At 59.9% G+C, this 22,825-nt stretch carries 21 protein-coding genes and 1 pseudogene; 10 read left to right on the top strand and 12 right to left on the bottom strand.

The window, feature by feature from the left end:
• The first annotated feature begins 22 nt into the window (after window positions 1-22).
• Complete coding sequence (gene pdxA, locus AC3VI7_RS05505) at window positions 23-1,075, top strand: 4-hydroxythreonine-4-phosphate dehydrogenase PdxA (RefSeq protein WP_489669374.1); 1,053 nt, start codon at window positions 23-25, stop codon at window positions 1,073-1,075.
• On the opposite strand, the pseudogene AC3VI7_RS05500 reads toward pdxA, so the two are convergent.
• The 3 genes and pseudogenes from AC3VI7_RS05500 to AC3VI7_RS05490 form a co-directional block, all read right to left on the bottom strand.
• Window positions 1,014-2,080: pseudogene (locus AC3VI7_RS05500) on the bottom strand (GGDEF domain-containing protein). The gene pdxA and the pseudogene AC3VI7_RS05500 overlap by 62 nt on opposite strands.
• 35 nt (window positions 2,081-2,115) lie before the next feature.
• Window positions 2,116-2,985, bottom strand: coding sequence for a 4-hydroxybenzoate octaprenyltransferase (ubiA, locus tag AC3VI7_RS05495; RefSeq protein WP_489669381.1), 870 nt, complete (start codon window positions 2,983-2,985; stop codon window positions 2,116-2,118).
• A 38-nt stretch (window positions 2,986-3,023) separates the two neighbouring features.
• Window positions 3,024-3,578: a lipocalin family protein gene (locus tag AC3VI7_RS05490; protein ID WP_489669375.1), complete on the bottom strand. Its 555-nt coding sequence runs from the start codon at window positions 3,576-3,578 to the stop codon at window positions 3,024-3,026.
• A 46-nt stretch (window positions 3,579-3,624) separates the two neighbouring features.
• Between AC3VI7_RS05490 and AC3VI7_RS05485 the strand changes: the two genes are divergently transcribed.
• Entirely contained in the window at window positions 3,625-4,494 is an 870-nt protein-coding gene (locus tag AC3VI7_RS05485) for a hypothetical protein (RefSeq protein ID WP_489669376.1), read from the top strand.
• A 19-nt stretch (window positions 4,495-4,513) separates the two neighbouring features.
• Here AC3VI7_RS05485 and AC3VI7_RS05480 read toward each other — a convergent pair whose 3' ends face one another.
• The 3 genes from AC3VI7_RS05480 to AC3VI7_RS05470 all read right to left on the bottom strand — a co-directional run bounded on the left by AC3VI7_RS05480 (window position 4,514) and on the right by AC3VI7_RS05470 (window position 8,398).
• Window positions 4,514-5,707, bottom strand: a complete 1,194-nt coding sequence (locus tag AC3VI7_RS05480; RefSeq protein ID WP_489669377.1) for a glycosyltransferase family 2 protein — start codon at window positions 5,705-5,707, stop codon at window positions 4,514-4,516.
• Entirely contained in the window at window positions 5,700-6,902 is a 1,203-nt protein-coding gene (locus AC3VI7_RS05475; RefSeq protein ID WP_489669378.1) for a hypothetical protein, read from the bottom strand. Before AC3VI7_RS05475 ends, AC3VI7_RS05480 begins: the two co-directional genes overlap by 8 nt.
• A gap of 86 nt (window positions 6,903-6,988) precedes the next feature.
• On the bottom strand, window positions 6,989-8,398 hold the full coding sequence (locus AC3VI7_RS05470; protein ID WP_489671070.1) for an O-antigen ligase family protein: 1,410 nt from the start codon (window positions 8,396-8,398) through the stop codon (window positions 6,989-6,991).
• A gap of 210 nt (window positions 8,399-8,608) precedes the next feature.
• On the opposite strand from AC3VI7_RS05470, the gene AC3VI7_RS05465 reads away from it, so the two are divergent.
• From AC3VI7_RS05465 to AC3VI7_RS05450, 4 genes are all read left to right on the top strand, one after another.
• On the top strand, window positions 8,609-9,826 hold the full coding sequence (locus tag AC3VI7_RS05465; RefSeq protein ID WP_489669562.1) for a glycosyltransferase family 4 protein: 1,218 nt from the start codon (window positions 8,609-8,611) through the stop codon (window positions 9,824-9,826).
• Between the two features lie 243 nt (window positions 9,827-10,069).
• Window positions 10,070-10,225, top strand: coding sequence for a DUF3149 domain-containing protein (locus AC3VI7_RS05460; protein ID WP_489669561.1), 156 nt, complete (start codon window positions 10,070-10,072; stop codon window positions 10,223-10,225).
• Between the two features lie 21 nt (window positions 10,226-10,246).
• The gene (locus AC3VI7_RS05455) at window positions 10,247-10,873 is read left to right on the top strand and encodes a rhomboid family intramembrane serine protease (RefSeq protein WP_489669560.1); all 627 of its coding nucleotides are present in this window, start codon (window positions 10,247-10,249) and stop codon (window positions 10,871-10,873) included.
• 38 nt (window positions 10,874-10,911) lie between these two features.
• A complete protein-coding gene (locus AC3VI7_RS05450) occupies window positions 10,912-11,739 on the top strand; it encodes an FTR1 family iron permease (RefSeq protein WP_489669559.1) in 828 nt (275 codons plus the stop codon).
• Here the strand turns inward: AC3VI7_RS05450 and AC3VI7_RS05445 are convergent, their stop codons facing one another.
• Entirely contained in the window at window positions 11,740-12,402 is a 663-nt protein-coding gene (locus AC3VI7_RS05445; RefSeq protein WP_489669558.1) for an RluA family pseudouridine synthase, read from the bottom strand.
• Between the two features lie 77 nt (window positions 12,403-12,479).
• On the opposite strand from AC3VI7_RS05445, the gene AC3VI7_RS05440 reads away from it, so the two are divergent.
• A complete protein-coding gene (locus AC3VI7_RS05440) occupies window positions 12,480-13,757 on the top strand; it encodes a mechanosensitive ion channel family protein (RefSeq protein ID WP_489669557.1) in 1,278 nt (425 codons plus the stop codon).
• On the opposite strand, the gene AC3VI7_RS05435 is transcribed toward AC3VI7_RS05440, so the two are convergent.
• On the bottom strand, window positions 13,742-14,005 hold the full coding sequence (locus tag AC3VI7_RS05435) for a cysteine-rich CWC family protein (protein WP_489669556.1): 264 nt from the start codon (window positions 14,003-14,005) through the stop codon (window positions 13,742-13,744). The two genes, AC3VI7_RS05440 and AC3VI7_RS05435, sit on opposite strands and share 16 nt — an antisense overlap.
• 13 nt (window positions 14,006-14,018) lie before the next feature.
• Entirely contained in the window at window positions 14,019-15,542 is a 1,524-nt protein-coding gene (locus AC3VI7_RS05430; protein WP_489669555.1) for a fumarate hydratase, read from the bottom strand.
• 107 nt (window positions 15,543-15,649) lie between these two features.
• Between AC3VI7_RS05430 and AC3VI7_RS05425 the strand changes: the two genes are divergently transcribed.
• On the top strand, window positions 15,650-18,370 hold the full coding sequence (locus tag AC3VI7_RS05425) for a cation-translocating P-type ATPase (RefSeq protein WP_489669554.1): 2,721 nt from the start codon (window positions 15,650-15,652) through the stop codon (window positions 18,368-18,370).
• Here the strand turns inward: AC3VI7_RS05425 and AC3VI7_RS05420 are convergent.
• Entirely contained in the window at window positions 18,333-18,944 is a 612-nt protein-coding gene (locus AC3VI7_RS05420; RefSeq protein ID WP_489669553.1) for a TIGR00645 family protein, read from the bottom strand. The two genes, AC3VI7_RS05425 and AC3VI7_RS05420, sit on opposite strands and share 38 nt — an antisense overlap.
• Window positions 18,945-19,158: 214 nt before the next feature.
• Here AC3VI7_RS05420 and acs point away from each other — a divergent pair, with 214 nt between their 5' ends.
• Window positions 19,159-21,129, top strand: coding sequence for an acetate--CoA ligase (gene acs, locus AC3VI7_RS05415; protein WP_489669552.1), 1,971 nt, complete (start codon window positions 19,159-19,161; stop codon window positions 21,127-21,129).
• Between the two features lie 93 nt (window positions 21,130-21,222).
• On the opposite strand, the gene AC3VI7_RS05410 is transcribed toward acs, so the two are convergent.
• Entirely contained in the window at window positions 21,223-22,008 is a 786-nt protein-coding gene (locus AC3VI7_RS05410; RefSeq protein ID WP_489669551.1) for a hypothetical protein, read from the bottom strand.
• Window positions 22,009-22,083: 75 nt separating this feature from the next.
• Complete coding sequence (locus tag AC3VI7_RS05405; protein WP_489669550.1) at window positions 22,084-22,386, bottom strand: c-type cytochrome; 303 nt, start codon at window positions 22,384-22,386, stop codon at window positions 22,084-22,086.
• Between the two features lie 179 nt (window positions 22,387-22,565).
• Here AC3VI7_RS05405 and AC3VI7_RS05400 point away from each other — a divergent pair, with 179 nt between their 5' ends.
• Window positions 22,566-22,781, top strand: a complete 216-nt coding sequence (locus tag AC3VI7_RS05400) for a TIGR04438 family Trp-rich protein (RefSeq protein WP_489669549.1) — start codon at window positions 22,566-22,568, stop codon at window positions 22,779-22,781.
• Window positions 22,782-22,825 lie beyond the last annotated feature (44 nt).

The following is a 22,825-nucleotide window of genomic DNA, read 5'->3' as shown; positions in this document are numbered from 1 at the left end:
CACTGATCGCATGACCGCTCGTATGACTGCTGTTCCTTTCCTCTTGACCCAAGGCGACGCCTTGGGCATTGGCCCTGAAATCATCCTCAAAGCCTTCCAGCGTGGGTCTTTGGCGGGTGTGTGTGTGGTGGGTGACCCGGCGGTGCTGCGGCGCGCGGCCCGTGTGCTGCGCACCAGAGAGGATGTGCCTGAGCTGCCCATCGCCGTGATTGCGCACCCCGCCGACTTGTGCGACGTGCCACCCGGCTGCTTGCCGGTGCTGGCGCTGCCTGAGCCGGTGGAGGGTCAAGCGGAGCTGGCCAGCTTGCCTTGGGGGCAGATCGACGCCCGAGCCGGGCGGCTGGCGGCGGCCTGCATCCGCCAAGCGGTGGCGTGGACCATGACGGGTGCGGCCAGCGGCATCATCACCGCCCCGATCCACAAAGAAGCGCTCTTCGCGGCGGGCGAGTCCTTTCCGGGTCACACCGAAATGCTGGCGTTTGAGAGCGGTCGGCACACGCCTGGCGGTCAAGCCGCTGATGTGCGCATGATGCTGGCCAACGACGAGCTCAAAACCGTGCTCGTCACGGTGCATTGCTCCCTGCGTCAGGCCATCGAAGCGATCACGTTTGACGCCGTTTTGTCCACCCTCCGTATCGCCCACCAAAGTGCCATCCTTTGGGGCCAGCCCAAGCCGCGCATTGCTGTGGCGGGTTTGAATCCGCACGCGGGTGAAGGCGGTTTGTTTGGCGACGAAGAGATCCGCATCATTGGGCCGGCCATCCGCGCCGCGCAGGCCGAGGGCATCGACGCCAGCGGCCCCTATGCACCCGACACCGTGTTCATGCGCGCCCGCCAAGGGGCCTTCGATCTGGTGATCGCCATGACCCACGATCACGGCTTGATCCCGGTGAAGTATTTGGGCTTGGATCAAGGCGTCAACGTGACGCTGGGTTTGCCCTTCGTGCGCACCAGCCCGGACCACGGCACTGCCTTCGACTTGGCCGGCACCGGCCGCGCTGAGCCCGACAGCCTCATGGCAGCGGTGCAGCTGGCGCGGCGGCTTCTTGGCGGGCGGCCTTCGTGCGCTTCTTGACCTGATACATATGGGTATCGGCGCGGGCGATGAGTTTCTCGGCGTCCACGTCGTCATCGGGCATGGCGGTGACGACGCCAGCGCTCAGCTTAACGCCGGGCAAGTCGCGCGATAACTCCTCCAGCAAGCGCACACAAAAGCGGCTCTGAACCTCTTCTTCCGGACAAGCGGGCAGGATCACGCAGAACTCGTCGCCACCGATGCGAAAACAATGGTCTTCGGCGCGCGTGATACGCAAGAGAATGGCCCCGATTTTTTAAGCACCTCGTCGCCGCGCGCATGACCGAACTGATCGTTGATGAGCTTGAAATCATCCACATCAAAATAGATCAGGCTCACGGTTTCACGCCGGCGCACGGCCCGGCGCAGTTCAGTCATGAGGTCTGAGACCAAGTAGCGCCGGCTGAATAAACCTGTGAGTGGGTCGGTCCGCGAGATCTCCTCCAGCTGGCGGGTGCGCTCAAGCACGATGTGCTCTAGGCTTTGGGCGTAATGCTCTGACTTTTTGCGGGCTGATTCGATCTCGATCACCAGACTGCGGATATAGGTCTCGAAAATCAGGGTGATGTCGAACAGCAGCAGCTTATCGAGGGCCATCACGCCCGCTTCGACCCAGCTTGGGTCCGATACATGCGCTTGAAGGGCTTGCTTGAGTTGCGATTTCAGCTCATGGGTGGCCGCCAGATACATCATCGGCCCGACGCCCAGACGTTTATGCACCAGCCCGACGCGTAGGCGGTGGTTGACGTACTCCAAATCGTAGACACCGCTGAAGAGATCAAGGATGTAGCGCCGCTGTGCAGCTTTAAGGCGCTGCAACGTATCGGCGTCCCCAATCAGCAGAGCCACTTCGGGAATCTGGGTTTGGTGGCGGTAGAACGCCTCGACCACGGCGTCGATTTGGGCGTCCATGACGGGTTTGAGGCGCACCAAGTCGGCCACATCCTCGGCCCCAAAAGCGATGAACTCTTTACGGTGAAGCACATCAAACTCGGTGATGTGCATTTGCTCTAAAAGCGTTTGCTGGGTGAGGATCTTATTCATGACCATTCCAGTGCGGTAACTAGGCCAGCGAACACCGCCAGCCCGATCCAGTGATTGGCGCGGAAGGCGCGAAAGCAGCCTTCACGGCTGCGGGTTCGGATCAAGGTGAAATGCCACAACACCTGTGCCAAAGCCGCAGCGATACCCCACCAAAAAATCGGGTGCAGGCCGGCGTGCTGAGCCAAAGCAGACCATGTGCCCAAGCACAGGGCGTAAAAGCCCATCACGCCCGCCACGTCCCACCGCCCCAGCGTGATGGCAGAGGTCTTGATGCCGATCTTGAGGTCATCATCGCGGTCCACCATGGCGTACTCGGTGTCGTAGGCCAGCACCCACGCCCAGTTGCCAAGCATCCACAACCATGCTTCACCGGGGATCTGGTGGCGTGTGGCGGCATAGGCCATGGGGATGCCGATGCTGAACGCTAAGCCCAACACCGCTTGCGGCATCGAGACGAAGCGCTTGGCGTAGGGGTAGATCAGCGTGATGGCCAAGGCAGCAAAAGACAGGCTGATCGTCAGCATGTCGGTGGTCAGCACCAGCGCAAAGGCCACCAAAGCCAGCACCGCGCCCACCGCCAAGGCTTCTTTGACGCTGAGCCGGCCGCTGGTGATCGGGCGCTGCGCTGTGCGCTGGACGTGGCGGTCGAAGTCGCGGTCGGCCACGTCGTTGATGCAGCAGCCCGCGCTGCGCATCAAAATCGTGCCAAGCGTGAAGACGATCAGCAGGTGCCAGCCTGGAAAGCCGCCGGCACCCAGCCACAGCGCCATCAAGGTTGGCCACAGCAGCAGCAGCCAGCCCGCAGGGCGATTCCAACGGATCAGATCAAGGTAGAGCGCCAAGCGTTGGCGCAGTTGTTGGAGCAGTCGCAAAGCGGGTCGCTGGGGTGTAACAACGGGCTGGTTCACGGTGTCGGCGCATCCAGGGGTTTGAGCTGCGGGGTGACTTGGAAGGCGTTGCGATCAAAGCCCAGCGTAGCGGCTTTGGCAAGGACATGATCGAGTGTGGTTGCATCCAGTTGGGCGCTGCGTGACAGCACCCATGCATAGCGCCGCTCGGGCTCGCCCACCAGCACCCAGCGGTAATCGGGCGCAGCGTCATCGAAAGCCAACACCCAGTAGTCGCCGTAGAAGGGCCAGAAAAAGCTCACGCGCAACTTGGCATTGCCGCTGCCATCGACCACTTTGGCGCTGCCTTGGGCGGTTTCGAGGTGGCCGTCTTTGTTGCGACAGCGGTTCTCGACCCGCACCTTGTCGCCATCCAAGCGGTAGCGCGCCAAGGTGTCAGCGGCACACATGGCTTGAAAACGATTCGGCAGTTTGGCCACTTCATACCAATCTCCGGCATAGCGACCCAAGTCCACCTGCATCACGGTGGGTAAGGGGGCCGGAGGGGCTGCCATGGCAGTGGCGGGTAGCAAGCTGGCAAGAACCAGCGAAAAGCGCAGGGATGTGTTCATGGCTCCAGTATCCTTGCTCGAAGGAAGGCTTCAAGCGGGATAGCTCGTGAACACAACGATTCGATATGGCGCTTTGGCGATGACGCTCGGCTTGGCGGGGTTGGCCGGATGTGGCTCGGCCCCCAAAAAGTCGGATGCTCCGCCTCCTCGTGAGCTCAATGAGACTCAGCGCACGGCTTTAGGCCGGGTGGCGGTGGTGGCAGACAGCGAGCCACCCATGCTGACGCTGGAGGGCTACAGCCAAGGGCGTTGGGATGGTGCGAAAACGGCCTATACCGGCAGTTTCAAGGGCTGTATGGGCGCGACAGGGGCTTGGGCTTTGTCCCAAGCGGCCTATGCCACGGCTTATTCCGCTTATTGGGCCTTGACGTGGGTGAGCACGGCTTTGCCATGCGGTGTTGTGGCGGTGGTGGGTGTTCCTGTGGGTTGGGCATTGGCTCCTGCCGATGCCACCTTGGTGGCGCATGAGGAGCAAGTGATCGCCGCTGTGCGTCGCAACGCAGTGTCCGTGCCTTTGCGCCGAGAGCTGCTGCGCCACATCCAAGCCGAACCCTTGCCCAAGGGCGTATCGCTGGTGACTGCCAAGGACGCCCCCGACACGTTAGTGCAGCTCAGCATCACGTCAGTGCGTCTTCAAGGGCCGGGCTGGGGTAATCGCCCGCTGAGCTTGGTGATCGACGCCGAGGCCCGTTGCTTCCCCGTTGCTCGGACTGCGCAGCCGCAAACCTGTCATCTGCCCCTGCACTTCGTCGCTCCCAGCGCCAAACTCAGCGCTTGGGCGGCCAACGACGCTGCTGCGATGCGCCAAGCCATTCAAGCCGGTCTCCAACAGTTCGCCACCGAAGCGCACGCCGCCTTGTTCAAAAGCACCCCACCCAAAGACCCGCCCAAGGCCCGGCGGGGTGAGTATTTCTGAGGGGGTTCAGTGGCGGCTCTTAGCGGCTGCTTCGTCCCCAAGCGCCGGTGTAGCGCTTGGTGGCGTATTTGAACGAAGCCACCAAGAAGGCTTGGTTGAGGGCGTAGAGGAAGGCTGCCAAGCGGATCAGTTTGGGCAGGCGCACGCCTCGGTTGGTGGCGGCCAAGGCGGCGGCGGCGGCGGCGTAGCTGAGGATTTGCAAGGCGGTGAACAGACCCCATGCCCAAGAGTCGAGCGCCAAGACGGCCGAAGCCAGCAAGGCGGCGATCAGCAGGTGCGGTGCGATCCAGCGCAGGACTTTGTGCGACAGGTAGGCGAAAGCGGTGGCGGCCGAGGTCTTGAGCAGGTACTCGGGGTGGCGGATCAGGGCTTGGAAGTTGCCGATACCGATGCGCACGCGGCGGCGGTATTCCTCGCCGATGTGCTCGGGGGTGTCTTCGTTGGCCCAAGCTCTGGGCTCGTAAACCACGCGGTAGCCGGCAGCGGCGACGTTCATGGCGACGCAGAAGTCATCGCAAATCGTGTCAGGCTCCAGCGGCATCCACAGTTCACGACGGATGGCGTAAATGGCCCCGTTGGCACCGAGCAGGCCGCCCAGACGGGCTTCGAAGAACTTCAGGAATTGTTCAATGCGCCAGTACAGGCTGTCTTGGTTGTCGCCGCCGCTGCCGTTGAGGCGCAACTCGCCGGTCACAGCCCCCACTTTAGGGTCTTCAAAATCTTCGACCAGCCGGCGCAGCGCATCGGTGGCAAAGAAGGTGTTGGCGTCTGAAAACACCACGATGGGTGCGTGTACGCGTGAGACCAAATCGTTCAAGACGTTGGCTTTACCCCGGTTTTCCACGAAGGGCAGGGCATGCAAGCGCGGGTCGTCAAAGCGCGCCATGAGCTCCGCCGTGCGGTCTTTGCTGCCGTCCGAGCCGATGTAGGCGTGCAGTTTGTCGGCGGGGTAGTCGAGGCCCAAGATGTTGTCGATGCGCTCAACGATGTGACGTTCTTCGTTGAAAGCCGAGATGACGATGGCCACATGGGGCAAGTCCTGCGCTTGGGCGCGGGTCTTGCGGCGGTCTTGTTTTTTGAAGACGAAGGCCGCGTCGCGCTTGGCTTGGGCCATGGCGGCCACGACGAACAAAACGAAGGGGTAGAGCGCGTAGGAGTAGAGCACCCCGCCGATGCCGAGCACCACCACGCTGATCAAGAGCAGCTCAAGCACGGTGAGCCTCTTGTGCGTGTGCGGTCTGGGTCTGGGGTTGGTAGCCCGGTCGTGCAATGACGTGATCGCGGTATTGACCCGGCTCGCCGTCCAGCCCCGCTTCGGCGGCTTTGACGATGTTGTACATCTCGCGGGCGCTGACGTAGTGCAGCTTCCAGTCGGTGCCGTCGTTGTAGTGCTGGTGCAGGTGCTCGTAGGCCTTGCGCATCGGCTCGCCCAAGAGGGTGTCCATATCGTGTTCTTGGGTGCCGTGGGTGTAAATCTTGACGAAGATCCACTCCGGGCGGCCTTCGACGTGGATGCCGGTGTTGACCCAGTCGTCGATGCGCTCAGGGGTGGGCTTTTGATTGACGCGCACGTCGCCGTTTTCGATGCGCGGCAGCAAACCCCATTTGCGGCTGTGCTTCATGAAGCCCAAGGGGCCTTGCAGGATCATCAAGTCGCCCTCGGGCGTGCCGCCCACTTGGACGCGGGTGCCGCTGTCATGCGACTTGCGCCCGTGGGGCTGATCCTTGGCGTAGTAAATCTGGTTGATGGTGCGGGTCTGGCAGGGGTCCGGGGCGGCGGGCAGGGTGTAGTCGGCGTAGCAGCCTTCTTCACGCAAGATGATGAGTTCATGGTCCACGCCGCAGCCCAAACCCTCGGGATGGCTGTTGTCCAAAGCCCAGTTGCCATGGATGAAGGACCAAAGCGGTTGTTTGGTTTCGGGATGCACCGGCAAGGCGTCGTGCCGATCGACCAGCATTTGGGTGAAGCGCTTGAGCTTTTCACGCAAGCCCGCTTCGGTGTCGTCTTCGTGGTGCAGGTGGATCTCGATTTCGCCCAAGCCCATGCGGCAGAGTTCGACCAGCTTTTCAAGGTGTTCCGGGCGGTATTCTTCTTCGGGGTAGAAGAAGCTGTGGATGGGCGAGCGGCCGTCGGCGTCCTTGAACGGCGCACACAGCTTGGGGTACTCATCGCGCCAACGCTGCACCCGGGCACATTCGGTGGCGTAGGTCGGACGGGCCCACATCGGCTCATAGTGATCGACGAAGCAAAACATCAAATGCCGCGTCTTGCCGGGGGGCGTGGGCGCGCGCCAGTCTTGGCGCAGATAGCTCGCCAACCAGAGGTGGATGTTGCGCTTGCGCATGAACATCACCACACCAAGCACGGCCAGCAAAAAGCCAGCGGCAAACAAAATCAGCAACCCCATCAGCACGTTGGTTCCACTCTCGGTTAAGGCCCGCCGCACTCTAGCATCGCCCTTCACGCTGTGCGTGGCTGTTCGTAACCGACAGCCTATTCGCTCGGGCTCATTTGTTGATTAATGATGAATCCTTCCACCACTGCGAACGTAAGGACCACGCCGATCAAGGCGGCACGACGCCAAAAGACGGTGGGTTCTGCGGACGCGTTACTTTCTTGCCCCAGTTTGTTGCTGGTGGGGCTGATGACGGCGGGTGGCGTGGTTTGGACGGTGTAGATGTGCCAGCAAGCGATGCACAGGGCCAGCAGGAAATAAAGCGTGGACTGATAGGTGCGGGATAAGAACCATCCACAGGTGAAAAATCCGGCCATAGCGGCCATCAATAACGTGGCCATCTGACTGATGTCGGCCTCTTGGGGGCTTGGCGGTCGCGTACAACTTGCGACGCTTTTGAGCGTCAAGACGACCAATCCCATCCACACAAAGTAGCCACTCACGCCCAGCTCGGCAAAGCAAAGAACGAACGAATTGTGGGCCGTGAGGTGATCCACCGGGTTGTTATCTTCAAAGTTGCCGTAACCGACCCCAAAAACAGGGTTGCTACTTAGCATGTCTACCCCTGACGACCAAGACAAGATCCGATCTTCGGATGATTTGTCCTTGCCGGAAATCTCTCGTTTGTTGCCGCCAATGCTGCCTGCTGAGATCAGCACAGCCACAACGGCAGCACCGATCAAGGTTTTTCGCCATCCGAAGATTTTCAATGATCCCACCAGCAAGGCGGTTCCGATACCCAGTTGCGCGCCCCGCGATTGGGTGAGCTTGATGGCGTAAAAAAGGATCCCACCCGGTGCCCCAATCAGGAGCAAGTTGCGCAGCAGTTGTCCCGGACGATAGAGCCCCACCAGCATGGGCAAAGCCATCACCATGGCTTGAGCAAAGTCGTTGGGATCACTCAAGGGCCCCAAGCTGCGAACCCGAAACACGTACCAACCTGAATCATCATTGGCTGGCGCATCGAACGGTGGCGCTTGGCTCATGTCGTCCATGTCGTGATCCGGGTGCTTTTGGATCATGACCAAGTCGGTCCAGCGCTCGCCGGTGTGGAAGGCGGAGATGGCATAACCCCCAGCGATGACCAACCCGATCACGGTGGCCAAGCAGGTTTTTTGTAGGCGCTCCAGTGTGTTGACGTTCAGGAGCGTCAAGACAAACAGCATGATGGACGGCGTGAACTCGTTGATCGCTTGCAAGGCTCCATTGGGACCACCATCGTTGGCGATCTGGGAGAGCGAAATCATGGTGCAAAAGCCAAAAAACAGCTTGAAATGAATGTTGCGCGCCGCAATCGGGCTGCCTGCGCGGACGTTGCGCCATGACAAAAACAAACACAGCATGCTGATGGTCAACATGGGCCGCAGCGAGGCCAGATCCGGGGCGTACATCTCGACGGGCCGGAAAAACGTCATGAAAACGTACAGCAAATACAGAGCAAAGCTCATCAAGAGATCCCAAGACGATGTCGGTTCGGATGCTATCGGGTTCCACTCAAGGTACTCACCCTAGGTCAAGGTGTGTGCGCCATCCTTCACGGTGGTGTGTCTTCTTGTCATCATGAGCCCCTGCTGGTCGAGAATTGAAACAAATCCTTCCGGTTTTGGGAGGGGTGCTCCACGTAGGATCCCTTCTGGCTATCAAGCAAGTAAATCTCCATGACCCAAATTCCGCCTCCTTCGTCCGCCCTCCAACCTCGGCGTGTGCTTTATCACCATCGAACCCAAGGCAAAGCGGTGGAAGGTGTGCATATTCGTGGCGTCACCGATGCACTGCGGGTTGAAGGCATTCCGGTGGATGTGATCTCTCTACCGGGTGCCGATCCCTACGCTTCACCCAAGGCCATGTCACCCACCCGACAAGCTCGTCCATGGATGAAGGTGGTTGCCAAATTGCCCGAGCCTTTGTTTGAGTTGGCCGAACTTGGCTACAACTTGGTGGCGGGTTGGCGCTTGCTGCGCTATCTGAATGCGCATCCCGAAGTGGACATGATCTATGAGCGCTACTCGCTGTTCATGGCCATCACGGTGTTGATGGGGCGCGCTCGGGGTATCCCTGTGATCCTTGAAATCAACGATTCGGCTTCCGTCGAGCGGGTTCGCGCCTTGTTCTTCCTGAAGCTCGCCATGGCCATTGAGCGCTGGACTTTGAGTCGCTGTGCCGGCTTGGTGTTTGTCTCTGGTAATTTCCGGGATCGGGTCCAGCAAGTGCATGGTGTGCCGTTGGCCCCGGCCATCGTCTCGCACAACGCGGCCAATATCGACAAATTCAGCTTTACCCCCGAGCAGCGTGCTGCGGCCCGTGCCAAGTGGGGACTTGAGGGGCATGTGGTCTGCGGCTATCTCGGGGCTTTTTTGCCTTGGCATGCCATCGACCAGTTTGTGACCGAAGCGGCCGAGTCTCTCAAAGCGCAGCCTGAACTCAAGTTGCTCTTGGTGGGCGATGGCATCACTTTTGACGCTATGCAGACCTTCGTGAAAGCGCAGGGCCTTGAAAACCAAATCGTTATGACCGGGCGTGTGGCCCACGACGAGGTACCTGGACTGTTGGCCGCCATGGACATGGCGATCTTGCCCAGTGCTGGTGACTACACCTCGCCCGTCAAGCTGTTTGAATTCATGGCTTGTGGGATTGCCCCCGTGGCCCCTGATCTGGCACCGATTCGGGAAGTCGTACAAGAAGACAAAACGGGCTGGATGTTCAAGTCGGGTGACATGAAGGCTGCGGTGGCCATGGTCGTGGACCGTAGCCGTGACCTGACCGCCCTTCAACGCGTGGGTGGTGCGGCTCGGGAGTACATCACCCATGAACGGCAGTGGCGGCACAACATTGTCGATCTGCTGGCGCTTTTCCAGCGGGTGCGCCCCACCCGTTGACCTTGGTTTTACTCACGCATTCCCTGATGCAGAGCGGCTTCAATGAGACTAGTCTCGGCAGCGTCGATCACCGGGCGATTTGCCATCGGTCGGCGCATCAGAGCATTGACCCCCCGAGGTTTCGGGGGGTTTTTTTTGATCTATATCTTGATGTGTTCAAGATATTGCACAAAGTTTGATGCGCGACAAATGACACAAACACAGGCTGTTGTCTGATGACGTTTCAACATAACGGAGACACCCATGCGTGCATTGACTGACTTCTTTTCGACCGATTACGGCCTGATGAGTGCTGCTGTTATCGCCTTTTCTGCGGGCATGATTGTTTTTTACGCCCGTTTTTTCATGCGCAACATCCGTGAAGATGCGGCCAAGGCAGCTGCTCGCGGCGAACGTTGATTTGGACCGATGACTGAGGAGATGGGTGACCGCCTTGGTACCCGGATTCCTTGGTTGAGTTTGTTGTTTGCTGCGCTGCTGGTTTTACTGGCGTCGAATCCTTATGCCGAGCCTTGGGCTCAGACGCTTGGTTGGCAGCGCATGGATCAAGCAGCTTGGCAGCTTTGGAGTTGTTCGCTGGTTCATTTCGGCCCCCTGCATGCTGTGGGCGATGCGGTCGGGCTGTTGATCGGGGGCTACTGGGTTGAGCGTCGGCTTGGGCCTTGGCGACTGGCTTTGGCTTGGGTCATCGTTGCACCCCTTGCCGTGCTAAGTGTTGCGTGGCTACAGCCAGATGTTGGCCAAGTACGTGGTGCCTCAGCGTTGTCGGTCTTCGGGCTGGTGGCTGCTTGGGCGGGTTGTTGGCTCGATGCCACCGTCTCGCGCCGTTGGCTGTTTTGGGCGGCGCTCTTGTTTGTTGTCAAAATGCTGGGTGATGCGTTTGAATGGCGTGGCAGCTCAGGTGTTTTGCCACACAGCGTGGGTGTTGCTTGGCCCGCACATGCTTGCGCTGCTGGGTGCGCGCTGGTTTGGCGGTGGACTTATCGTCGAGCCCCGTTGGGATCGAGCGAATGTAAATCACTCGCAAATGCGACTCATTCGCATTAAGATGGCCCCATTGCACTTTGCCACTCCTTGAGTCCGCCATGTTCCAGACCGTGTTGATCACTTTCCGCGAAGGCCTTGAATCCTTGTTGATCATTGCTATCGCAGCCATGTTGCTGCGGCGTACCGGACGTGCCGAGTTGGTTGCTGCTTTGCGCGTAGGTACAGGTGCAGCCTTGGTGCTCTCGGTCCTTTTGGGGGTGATCCTGGCTCAGGTGGGGGCGCTTTCACCGGCTTTGGAAGGCTCCATGGCGTTGGTGGCCGCCATCACCGTGATGGCTTGTACCTTGCACATGATGCGTATGGGCCGGCAAATGAAAGGTGAGATTGATCAGCAGCTCCAAGTGGCAACACGCCATGAAGGTCGGCGAGCTTGGTGGGCTGTGGCGGTATTTGCCTTGTTCATGGTGGGGCGCGAAGGGGTAGAAACCGCCACCATCGTGGCTTCGCTGGCCAAAAATGCTGAAATGCGCGGTTTGGCCGCAGGCGGTGTGCTGGGTTTTGCCTTGGCTGGGGCGGTGGCTTATGCTTGGCTCAAGCAAGGTCACCGGGTCAATTTGTCACGATTCTTCCAAGTCACGGCTGTGTTTATGGTGCTATTTGCCTTTCAGCTCGTCTTGTTGGCGGTGCATGAATTCAGCGAAGCAGCCTTGCTGCCCTTGGTGGATAACCAAGCTTGGCACGATGCCACCGAGCCCTTCGCTTCGGGCTGGATCGGGCAAGTCATGAGCATGGGCTTGGTGGTTCTGCCGGTGGTTTGGTTGATTGGAGCGCGCTGGTTGGATACGCCGCCGCGCCCCCAAGTGCCGTCTTCCTTGCGGACGTCGGCTGCCACAGGTGCCGTCACGGTGCCAGCGACCCAGATCTGATCAGTGCTTAGACACCCTCGGATCAAAGAAGGGAGTGGGGCTGTGAATCACAAGGCGCTCACCACTTCTCGGGTGGATCATTTCCAGTTGAGTCGCGTGTAGCAGCAAGCGGGCGGCGTCTTGGCGCACGTTGTCCGGGGCGTAGAGACCATCACCGACGATGGGATGGCCCATGGCCTGCATGTGTACACGCAGTTGGTGGGATCGTCCCGTGATGGGACGCAGCTCCATCCGGGTACCCCCCTCCACTTGAGGATGTCTCCCCAAACAACGCCAGTGTGTTTCGGACGGTTTACCGTGCTCGAAGTTCACCATTTGTCGGGGCCGATTCGGCCAATCGCAGCACAAGGGCAAGGTCACGGTGCCCGTCATCTCAGACGGTTGACCCGCAACCACGGCGTGATAGATCTTGCTGATACGGCGTTCAGCCAACGCGTGACCCAAGGCGCGTTGAGCTTCTGGATGACGGGCCAACATCATCAAGCCGGAAGTGGGTTGATCCAAGCGATGCACCACCAACGCATCAGGGAATCGCTGCAATACCCGCGCCAGAGCGCAATCTTGCTTGTCTTCACCCCGTCCGGGCACCGCCAGCATCCCGCTGGGCTTGTCGATCACCAGCAAGGACTCGTCCACGTGGAGGTAGCTCAATTCGAAGGGCATGGGGTGGATTTTATGTGTGGTCGATCAGTGACCTAGAAGACAATCGCAGCCCATCCATTTCGAGTCCTCCGCAGTCCATGCCCAGTACACCGCCTTTCTCTATCAGCCCCGCCAGCTTGGATGAGTGGCTTCATCTGTTGTTTAGACGCGACACTTTGATCGAAGTCTTTATCGCCCTCGTGGCGTTGGGATTGGCTTGGTTTTTGGTGCGGTTAAGCCGTGGGCGGCGCAAGATTTTGGCCGGCTCGGTGCTCTACGGCGATCACTTGGTCGATGGTGTGCTTTTCCCGGCCGTGGCATTGGTTTTGGCCTTGGTGGCGCAGTACGCCCTCAAGGCGTCGATGAGCACGTTGGTCGTTTTCAAGCTCTTGCTGCCTGTTCTTCTGTCTCTGGCTGTGATCCGCATGGCGGCCAAGGTGCTCAGCGCTGCTTTCCCCAAACGTGCTTGGGTGGTCTCGGTCGAGAAAACCATTTCTTGGATCGCTTGGGCCGCTGTGGTTCTTTGGTTGACCGATTTGCTACCCAGTCTGATGAAGGAGATGGAAACGGTCACTTGGCAATTTGGCGAAAGTCACGTCTCGCTGCGCAATGTGGTCGAAGGCAGCCTGACGGGCGCAATCGTCATGGTGCTGGCCCTGTGGGTTTCGGCCGCGATTGAGCGGCGCTTGCTTGATGGTCCCGCCGATGAGATGTCCCTGCGCAAGATTGCGGCCAATCTGGTGCGGGTGGTGCTCGTTTTTGTCGGCCTGTTGATGGCCATGTCTTCGGTGGGAATCAACCTCACCACGCTCTCGGTGCTAGGCGGTGGCTTGGGCGTGGGCCTCGGTTTTGGCTTGCAGAAGGTTGCGGCCAATTACGTCAGTGGTTTTGTGATTTTGGCTGAAGGGTCGCTGCACATCGGTGACGTGGTCAAGGTCGATGGTTTCGAAGGGCGTATCACCGACATCGCCACGCGCTACACCGTGATTCGGGCCGTGAATGGCCGTGAATCCATCGTGCCGAATGAAATGTTGATTTCACAGCGCATCGAAAATTCCTCTCTGGCTGATCCCAATGTGCAGTTCTCAACCACGGTCCAAGTGGCTTACGGCACCGATCTACCCGCACTTTTTCCTGCTTTGATCGTCGCTGTCTCACGGGTTCCACGGGTGCTGAAAGACCCCGCACCTGGCATTGCGCTGTCAGCATTTGCCGCCGATGGCTTGGAGTTGACCGTTGCTTTTTGGATCAATGATCCCGAAAAAGGCTTTAGCGGTGTGCGCTCCGACGTCAACATGACCATCCTCCACGAACTGAACCGTCGCGGTATCGAGATCCCCTACCCGCAACGGGTGGTGCGTCAGCTGGCGTCTTGATCTGCTTGGCGTGTCATAGATTTTCCCTCCGCACAGCGTTGGCAAATACAGGCTTGGCCGCGTTTTTCTGTGGGGACGAGGGCCCGTATTTCGGGGCGGAACTGGACGGTGGTACACCAGCAGGGCACGTCAAAGCGGCCAGAGGCTGCGGGGGCGCAGCCGTTTGGGCCGCCGCACAGGGGGCAGCGGTGCTCGGCTTGCGGGGTGGTGCAGGCCGAGCGGGCACAGGAGGTGGTGTCGCAACCCATCTGTGCAGCCTGATCAGGCCGTGACGACCGGGATCTTGCCGATCTTGGCGGCCCAAGTCTTGGGGCCTTCGATGTGGGCGCTGGTGCCGCCGGAATCGACGGCCACCGTCACCGGCATATCGACCACGTCGAATTCGTAGATCGCTTCCATGCCGAGGTCCGCAAAGCCGACGACTTTGGCGGCCTTGATCGCCTTCGACACCAAGTAGGCCGAGCCGCCCACCGCCATCAGATAAGCGCTTTGGTTGTCCTTGATCGCTTGGATGGCGACCGGGCCACGCTCGGCCTTGCCGACCATCGAGATCAGGCCGGTCTGCTCCAGCATCATGCGGGTGAAGCCGTCCATGCGGGTGGCGGTGGTGGGGCCGGCCGGGCCGACAACTTCATCGCGCACCGGGTCCACCGGGCCGACGTAATAGATGACGCGATTCGTGAAATCGACCGGCAACTTTTCGCCCTTGGCCAGCATGTCGGAGATGCGCTTGTGCGCGGCGTCCCGACCCGTGAGCATCTTGCCGTTCAGCAGCAGGGTGTCGCCTGGCTTCCAGCTCGCCACTTCGGCTTTGGTCAGGGTGTTCAGATCAACACGCTTGGACTTGTTGTAGTCGGGCGCCCAAGCGACGTCGGGCCACAGGTCCAAGCTCGGCGGCTCCATGAAGGCCGGGCCGGAGCCGTCGAGCACGAAGTGGCCGTGACGGGTGGCGGCGCAGTTCGGGATCATGGCGATGGGCTTCGAGGCGGCGTGGGTCGGGAAGGTCTTGATCTTCACGTCCAGCACCGTGGTGAGTCCCCCCAGCCCTTGCGCGCCGATGCCGAGCGCGTTGACCTTCTCGTACAGCTCAATGCGCAGCTCTTCGAGCTTGTTGCTTGGGCCGCGCTCAAGAAGCTCAAACATGTCGATGTCGTCCATCAGCGATTCTTTGGCCAGTAAGGCCGCTTTTTCTGCGGTGCCGCCGACGCCGATACCCAAAATGCCCGGCGGGCACCAGCCCGCGCCCATGGTCGGCACGGTCTTCAAGACCCAATCGACGATGTTGTCGCTCGGGTTGAGCATGTAGACCTTGGACTTGTTCTCCGAGCCGCCGCCCTTGGCCGCAACGATCACGTCCACGGTGTTGCCCGGCACCACGTCCATGAAGATCACGGCGGGCGTGTTGTCGCGGGTGTTTTTACGCTCGAAGATCGGGTCAGACAGGACAGACGCGCGCAGCTTGTTGTCCGGGTTGTTGTAGCCCTGGCGCACGCCTTCGTTGACGGCGTCTTGGATCGAGCCGGTGAAGCCTTCCCAGCGCACGTCCATGCCGATCTTCAAGAACACATTGACGATGCCGGTGTCTTGGCAAATCGGGCGACGGCCCTCGGCGCACATCTTTGAGTTGGTCAGGATCTGCGCGATGGCGTCCTTGGCGGCCGGGCTTTGCTCGCGCTCATAGGCGCGGGCGAGGTGAGCGATGAAGTCAGCTGGGTGGTAGTAGCTGATGTATTGCAGGGCAGCGGCGACGCTTTCGATCAGGTCGGCCTGGCGAATGAGGGTCATGGTGAAGTCTCGGGTTGTGCGGTGCTTAGGGATTGAAGCGTATCGTGCCCCTGCTGGCTTGCATCAGTCTGGCGCAGGCTTTTTCTCAGAATATTCGAGGCCACACCATGCATGACTCACAAAGGGCACCGCCTTGGCATGCTCTTCCAACCGAAGTGGTTGCGACGACCTTGCGAACAGACCGGGCCACGGGTCTTGGTGCTGCTGAGGTGGATCAGCGTCAGCGCATCGGTGGGCACAACAGTTTGCCGGTGTCACCGAAGCGCTTTGGGTTGGGGCGGCTACTGGGGCAGTTTCGCAGTCCCTTGGTTTATATCTTGATGGTCGCAGCAGCTTTGGCCGGGCTCCTTGGGCATCTCGCCGATGCAGCGGTGGTTTTGGCGGTGGTGGTCATCAATGCGCTGATTGGGACGTTGCAGGAGGGCCGCGCTGAACGTTCGATGGCGGCGCTGCGGCAAATGACAAGTCTGTCGGCGCGGGTAATGCGGGGCGGACACGTGCTGCTGGTCGATGCCACAGAACTGGTCCCCGGTGACCTGATGGTGCTGGCTGCGGGAGAAGCCATCGCTGCGGATGCTCGCCTGACGGAGGCGGTGCAATTGCAGGTCGCGGAAGCTGCGCTCACAGGGGAGTCCATGCCGGTGTCCAAGTCGGTGGCAACCCTGTCTGAGGCAACGCGGCTGGAGGACCGGCTCAACATGGTGTACGCCGGCACCCACATCACGGCTGGACGAGGTCAGGCCCTGGTGGTGGCAACCGGAGCACAAACCGAGCTTGGCCTGATCGCGCATCTCACGGCCTGCGCCATCGAGCCCAAGACGCCCCTTGAGCAACGCATTGAGATCTTTGGGCGCGGGCTGGTTTGGGCGGCGGTGGTCTTATTCATCGTGGTGATGCTGCTCGGCATGGTGCGCCATATGCCTTTGACGGCGTTGCTCATGGTGGCCATCAGTCAGATGGTGGCCATGGTGCCTGAAGGATTGCCTGTGGCGATGACGATTGCGCTGGCCGTGGGGATGCAGCGTATGGCAGCTCACGGGGCCATCATTCGGCGACTTTCTGCCGTGGAAACCTTGGGCTCGACCACGGTGATTTGTACCGATAAGACCGGCACCTTGACGCGCAACGAGATGACGGTGACCGCTCTTGGCGTGCCGCAAGGTGAGCCGGGCAAGGTGAGGGTAGCGTGTACGACGGTCGAAAACCTTTTGGCTCTGGCGGCGCGCCAAGGTCGAGAACCCGCGCAGCTTGATCCTGCGGTGACTGCCTTGGTCACGACGGCTGTGTTGTGCAACGACGCGGTTCAAGCGAAGGGTGCTGAGCGACCGCACGGTGATCCGACCGAGGTCGCTTTATGGCTGTTGGCCACGCGCCTTGGTCTGAATCCGCTGTCGATCTGTCGGGAGGCCCCGCGCCAGGCGGAGATTCCTTTTGATGCCGAGACCAAACTGATGTTCACCAGCCACCGCCACTCGGATGGTCGGCAGCGACTCCACATCAAGGGTGCGCCCGAAGCGGTGTTGCGTTTGTGCGGGGCGGCCCTTGATCACCCCGCCTACGCTGAAGCCGATGCCATGGCGGCACGTGCTCTGAGGGTGTTGGCTTTTTGCGTTGTTGAGCATGATCCGCTTGAACCCTTCGATCTAACCCAAGGGGTGGCGGTGCTCGCTGCGCAGATCAAACGGCGGGCTCAGTGGTTGGGTTTGATGGGGCAGATCGACCCCCCGCGTGACGAAGTGCGTCCTGCTGTGGCCGCTTGTCGTTCCGCCGGCATTCGCACCGTGATGGTGACGGGTGATCACAAACTGACGGGCCTGGCGATTGCGCGTGAACTTGGGATCGCCCGTGATGGCGACCGCGCTGTCGATGGCTTGGAACTTGAGCGCATGAGTGAGGCTGAATTGCAAGCGGCGCTGGACCATATCGCCGTGTTTGCACGGGTTCACCCGGCCCAGAAGCTGCGGATCGTGGAGGCTTTTCAAGCGCGAGGTGAGGTGGTAGCCATGACCGGCGATGGCGTCAACGATGCGCCCGCTTTGGCGCGTGCCGATGTCGGCATCGCCATGGGCTTGACCGGCACGGAGGTGGCCAAGAGCGCTGCGCGCATTGTGATCACCGACGACAACTTTGCCACCATCGTCAGCGCGGTCGAGCAAGGCCGGGTGGTTTACGGCAACCTCAAAAAACTCATCCTCTATCTCTTCGCCACCGCCTTGGCCGAGGTGCTGGTGCTGTTGCTGGCTTTACTGAGTGGTTTGCCGTTGCCTTTGGCTGCGGTGCAGATCTTGTGGATCAACATCGTTACGGAAGGCACTGTCACGGTCAATCTGGTGATGGATCCACCCGATGGCGACGAAATGCGCCGTCCGCCCACACCACGAAGTGAACCCTTGATCAGTCGTGACATGCTTTATCGAGTGCTGTTGATGACACCCATGATCACGGCCGTTAGCTTGGGGTGGTTTGTCTGGCGACTATCGCAAGGGGTGGATGAGGCGCTGGTGCGCACGGAAACGTTCACGCTCGTGGCGCTGTGTGCTTGGTTCAACGTGCTGAACTGCCAGTCGGCCACCCGCTCAGCGTTGCAGCTTGGCGTGTTGCGCAACCGCTGGTTGCTGGGCGGGCTGGGGTTGTCCGTGTTGCTGCAAGGCGCGGTGCTGACGATACCGGCCATGAATGCGCTGTTCCACACACAGCCATTGCCCGTGACCACTTTGGGGGTGCTGCTGGCAGCAGCCAGCAGCGTGCTTTGGGCGGAAGAGCTGCGCAAAGCATGGGCCAGAAAAGCCTTTAGTGCTCAGCTGAATGGGCCACGGGCGGATGCATGATCCGGTCCGTCCAAGCGATGGCCAGCGCAGATAGCAGGAATGCAAGATGGATCAGCGTTTGCCACATCAGCACTTTTTCGGTGTAGTTGGCGGCGTTGATGAAGGTCTTGAGCAGATGAATCGAGCTGATGCCGATGATGGCTGTGCCCAGCTTGACTTTTAGCACCGAGGCATTGACATGATCCAGCCACTCCGGTTGATCGGGGTGGTGATCGAGATCAAGGCGGGAGACAAAGGTCTCGTAGCCGCCGACGATCACCATGATCAGTAGGTTGGAGATCATCACCACGTCGATCAAGCCCAGTACCACCAGCATGATGATGGTTTCGTTGAGGTGCAGTGAGCTGCCTGCTTCGGCGGTGTAGCCGATGCTCTTGACCAAGATGTCGAGTGCCGTTTGGTTGCCGAAAGCAGCCTCGATCAGATGAACCAGCTCGACCCAGAAGTGGAAAACGTAGACGGCCTGCGCCAAGATCAGCCCGAGGTAGAGCGGGAGTTGCAGCCACCGGCTGGCAAAAATCAAGCGGGGCAGCGGTCGAAGGCGAGGAGAGGGTGGGGAGACAGAGTCGGTCATGGTGAGCAGGCAAAGGTGGGTGGCAATTTTAAAGCGGCAGCTGTGGTGAAAAGACGTGCTACACCGATCTTGATCAAAGTGCATGCGGGTTTGACCGTGGCTTTGCATGCAAAGTAAGCACTTCGTAAGAGCCCCTGCCTAATGTCCCACCTTGATTCGCCGGCCGAACTGTGACGTTCGGCCGTTTGACTTTATCCGCTGTGAGGAGACATGCATGACCACTGACAACCAGACCAAGATCTATACCCCTGATGCCGCTTTTGTTGCGGCTGCGAACGTTTCGGGCATGGCCGCTTACGAGGCGCTGTGCCAAGAAGCTGACACCGATTACGAAGGCTACTGGGCTCGTTTGGCCCGTGAATTCATCACTTGGCAGACACCGTTCACCAAGGTGTTGAACCAAGAGAACGCACCGTTTTTCAAGTGGTTTGAAGACGGCACGCTGAATGCTTCCTACAACTGCTTGGACCGCAACGTTGAGCGTGGTCTGGGCGACAAGACCGCCATCATCTTTGAAGCTGACGGCGGCGAAGTCACCAAGGTGACTTACAGCGAACTGCTGGCCAAGACCAGCCAGTACGCCAATGTGCTGAAGTCGCTGGGCGTGCAAAAGGGTGACCGCGTGGTCATCTACATCGCCATGTCGATCGAAGGCGTGGCTGCGATGCAAGCTTGTGCCCGTATCGGCGCGACCCACTCGGTGGTGTTTGGTGGCTTCTCGGCCCAATCGTTGCGTGACCGTATCGAAGATACCGGCGCCAAGATCGTCATCACCGCTGACCACCAAGTGCGTGGTGGCAAGAAGCTGCCGCTCAAATCCATCGTGGACGAAGCCCTGACGCTGGGCGGCTGCGAAAAGATTCAAAACGTGCTGGTCGTGAAGCGCTCGGGCGCTGAAATCGCCATGACCGAAGGCCGCGATCTGTGGCTGGGTGATCTGGCTGCGCAGCAATCGACCACGTGCGAGCCGACTTGGGTTGAAGCGGATCATCCGTTGTTCCTGCTCTACACCTCGGGTTCGACCGGCAAGCCCAAGGGCGTGCAACACAGCACCGGCGGCTATTTGCTGCACGCTGCGCTGACCACCAAGTGGACCTTCGACCTGAAGGACAACGATGTGTTCTGGTGTACGGCCGACATCGGCTGGGTCACAGGCCACAGCTACATCACCTACGGCCCGCTCGCCTTGGGTGGCACCGAGATCGTTTTCGAAGGCGTGCCGACCTATCCGGACGCTGGCCGCTTCTGGAAGATGATTCAAGACCACAAGGTCTCGATCTTCTACACCGCCCCGACCGCGATCCGTTCGTTGATCAAGGCGGCTGAAGCCAATGATGCTGTGCATCCGAAGAGCTACGACCTGTCGAGCCTGCGTTTGCTGGGCTCGGTCGGCGAGCCGATCAATCCTGCTGCTTGGGAGTGGTACCACTTGCACGTGGGTGGCGGCCGTTGCCCGATTGTGGACACCTTCTGGCAAACCGAAACCGGCGGTCACATGATCACGCCGATGCCGGGTGCGACACCGCTGGTGCCGGGTTCATGCACGCTGCCCTTCCCGGGCATCCAAGTGGCCATCGTTGACGAAACCGGCAACGATGTGCCCAACGGTCAAGGCGGCATCTTGGTTGTCAAGAAGCCGTGGCCGTCGATGATCCGCAACATCTGGGGTGACGGCGAGCGTTTCGTCAAGAGCTACTACCCGTCGGAGCTGAAGGGCTACTACTTGGCCGGTGACGGTGCGATCCGTGATGCCAACACCGCTTACTTCACCATCACAGGCCGTATCGACGACGTGCTGAACGTGTCCGGTCACCGCATGGGTACGATGGAAATCGAATCCGCGCTGGTGAGCTGCACCGAGCTGGTCGCTGAAGCGGCTGTGGTCGGTCGTCCGGATGACACCACGGGTGAAGCGGTGTGTGCCTTCGTGGTGCTGAAGCGTTCCCTGCCCACGGGCGACGAAGCCAAGGCCATCGCCAAGAAACTGCGTGATCACATCGGCAAGGAAATCGGTCCGATTGCCAAGCCTAAGGACATCCGCTTCGGTGAAAACCTGCCCAAGACCCGTTCGGGCAAGATCATGCGCCGCCTGCTGCGCTCGATCGCCAAGGGTGAAACCATCACCCAAGACACCAGCACGCTGGAAAACCCGGCCATCTTGGATCAACTGGGCCAGACTTACTGAGCCTTGCTGAGCTGATCGGCCAATAAAAAGCCCCGCCTAGGCGGGGCTTTTTTGTGCATGGTTGATTCCGTTGGCGCCGGTGATTGCGCAGGCTTATTCGAACGGATAGGGGCCGATCACAGATCGTGTGCGAGGGCTATGCACCCAGCGAAGCGGTCTGCCGGTATCCAGTGCGTTGTCGCGCAGTTGCTCTAGTTCACGCAGATAGCGCCGGTAGACCACTGGACGGCTGGCTTGTGGCAGGAAATCATCGCCGCCCCAACGATACCAACGTCCCGCCACGTACAGACCATCGCCTCGACCCACGCCTTGACCCGGTTCATGACCCGGTAGCCAGCGGCTGATCAGCAGATGGCACCCGCTGGTGGCGGGTAGCTGAGTCGCAAAACTCATCGTCCCCCAGTCGTCCGCCTCAATGGGTTCGGAGACACGGGCTTCGGCCTCCAAGCTACGGATCGACCAACGGCTCACACCCATGCCTTGGGTTTGTCCGGTTCGCACGGCCAACAGCGTGGCCCACTGACCATCCTCGGTGCGGCGTGTGCGTTCAATGCGTACGGCCTCTGCCTCGAAGGTCGCACCCATCACCACCACCTCCCACGCAGGAGGAGCATCGTCCGTGCTGATCAGTTGAAACCGCACTCGATCCAGATCGTTCTCCACTTGGCAGATCTGGAGCTGTTGCGCCTCAAGCGTCACGCTCCAAGCTAGGGCGCACCCGGGTCGCGTCACAGGGGTGGGCATGGGTTGCTGCTGCACCGCGCAGGGTTGATCGTGGGGCCACAGCGGCGCTTGACGTGCTGCTGGGTTGGCTACCGCTGCGTGGATCAACACGCTGCATGCTGTGCAGGAGACAAAGAAAATGGAGGTGAACTTCATTGCGGCAAGGTATAGCTTGACTTCGCCAAGAAAAAGCCCCGCCTAGGCGGGGCTTTTTGTGATCTCAACGCTGAATTACTTCAGGGTGAGGATCCACTGAACCAATTGCTTGGCTTCAGCTTCAGACACCTTGGCGGCGTTCGGGGGCATCGGCACGGGGCCGAAAGAACCAGAACCACCCTTCAGAACCTTGGCGGTCAGCTTGTCGGTGTCGGCAGCGCTGTACTTGGCGGCGACATCCTTGTAAGCCGGGCCCACAACCTTCTTGTCCACCGAGTGGCAAGCCAAGCAGCCCTTGGCCTTGGCCAGATCAGCGTTAGCGAAAGCGGGAGCAGAGATCACGGCAGCAACGGCTGCGATAACGAACAGAGCCTTCATGGGCATCCTTTCACAGTGGGTTGGAAACGGTAAAGTCGGTAAGACTTGATCATTCTAACGAGTGAGATAATGAACCGTTGACAGGGAATGGGCGGGAAAACCATAAGAAGTCAAACTAAAAATGGGTTTGAACACCGAGGTAATGGCATATGTTATTTGTTCTGGTAGGCGTGGTCCTGATGGCTATGCGGCTTCTGGAGTTTGGTCCGGTCGCCCTGTGGCCTTGGTGGTGGATTCTGACTCCCTTCGGTTTGGCCATTCTGTGGTGGTCTTGGAGTGACAAGAGTGGGCGCACCGAGCGCAAAGCCATGGAAGTCCATGACACCAAGCGCAAGGAGCGGCGCAAAAAATCGCTCCAAGCCCTTGGCATGGGTGGTCGCAGAGACAAGGATTGAACTGCGATTCATATTGCCTACACTGCCCACCCTATGTTGATCCT

Source organism: Leptothrix toolikensis (SeqCode) (genome assembly GCF_057922285.1).
Note: the sequence above shows the minus strand (reverse complement) of the source record. Positions and strands in the feature narration are given on the sequence as shown.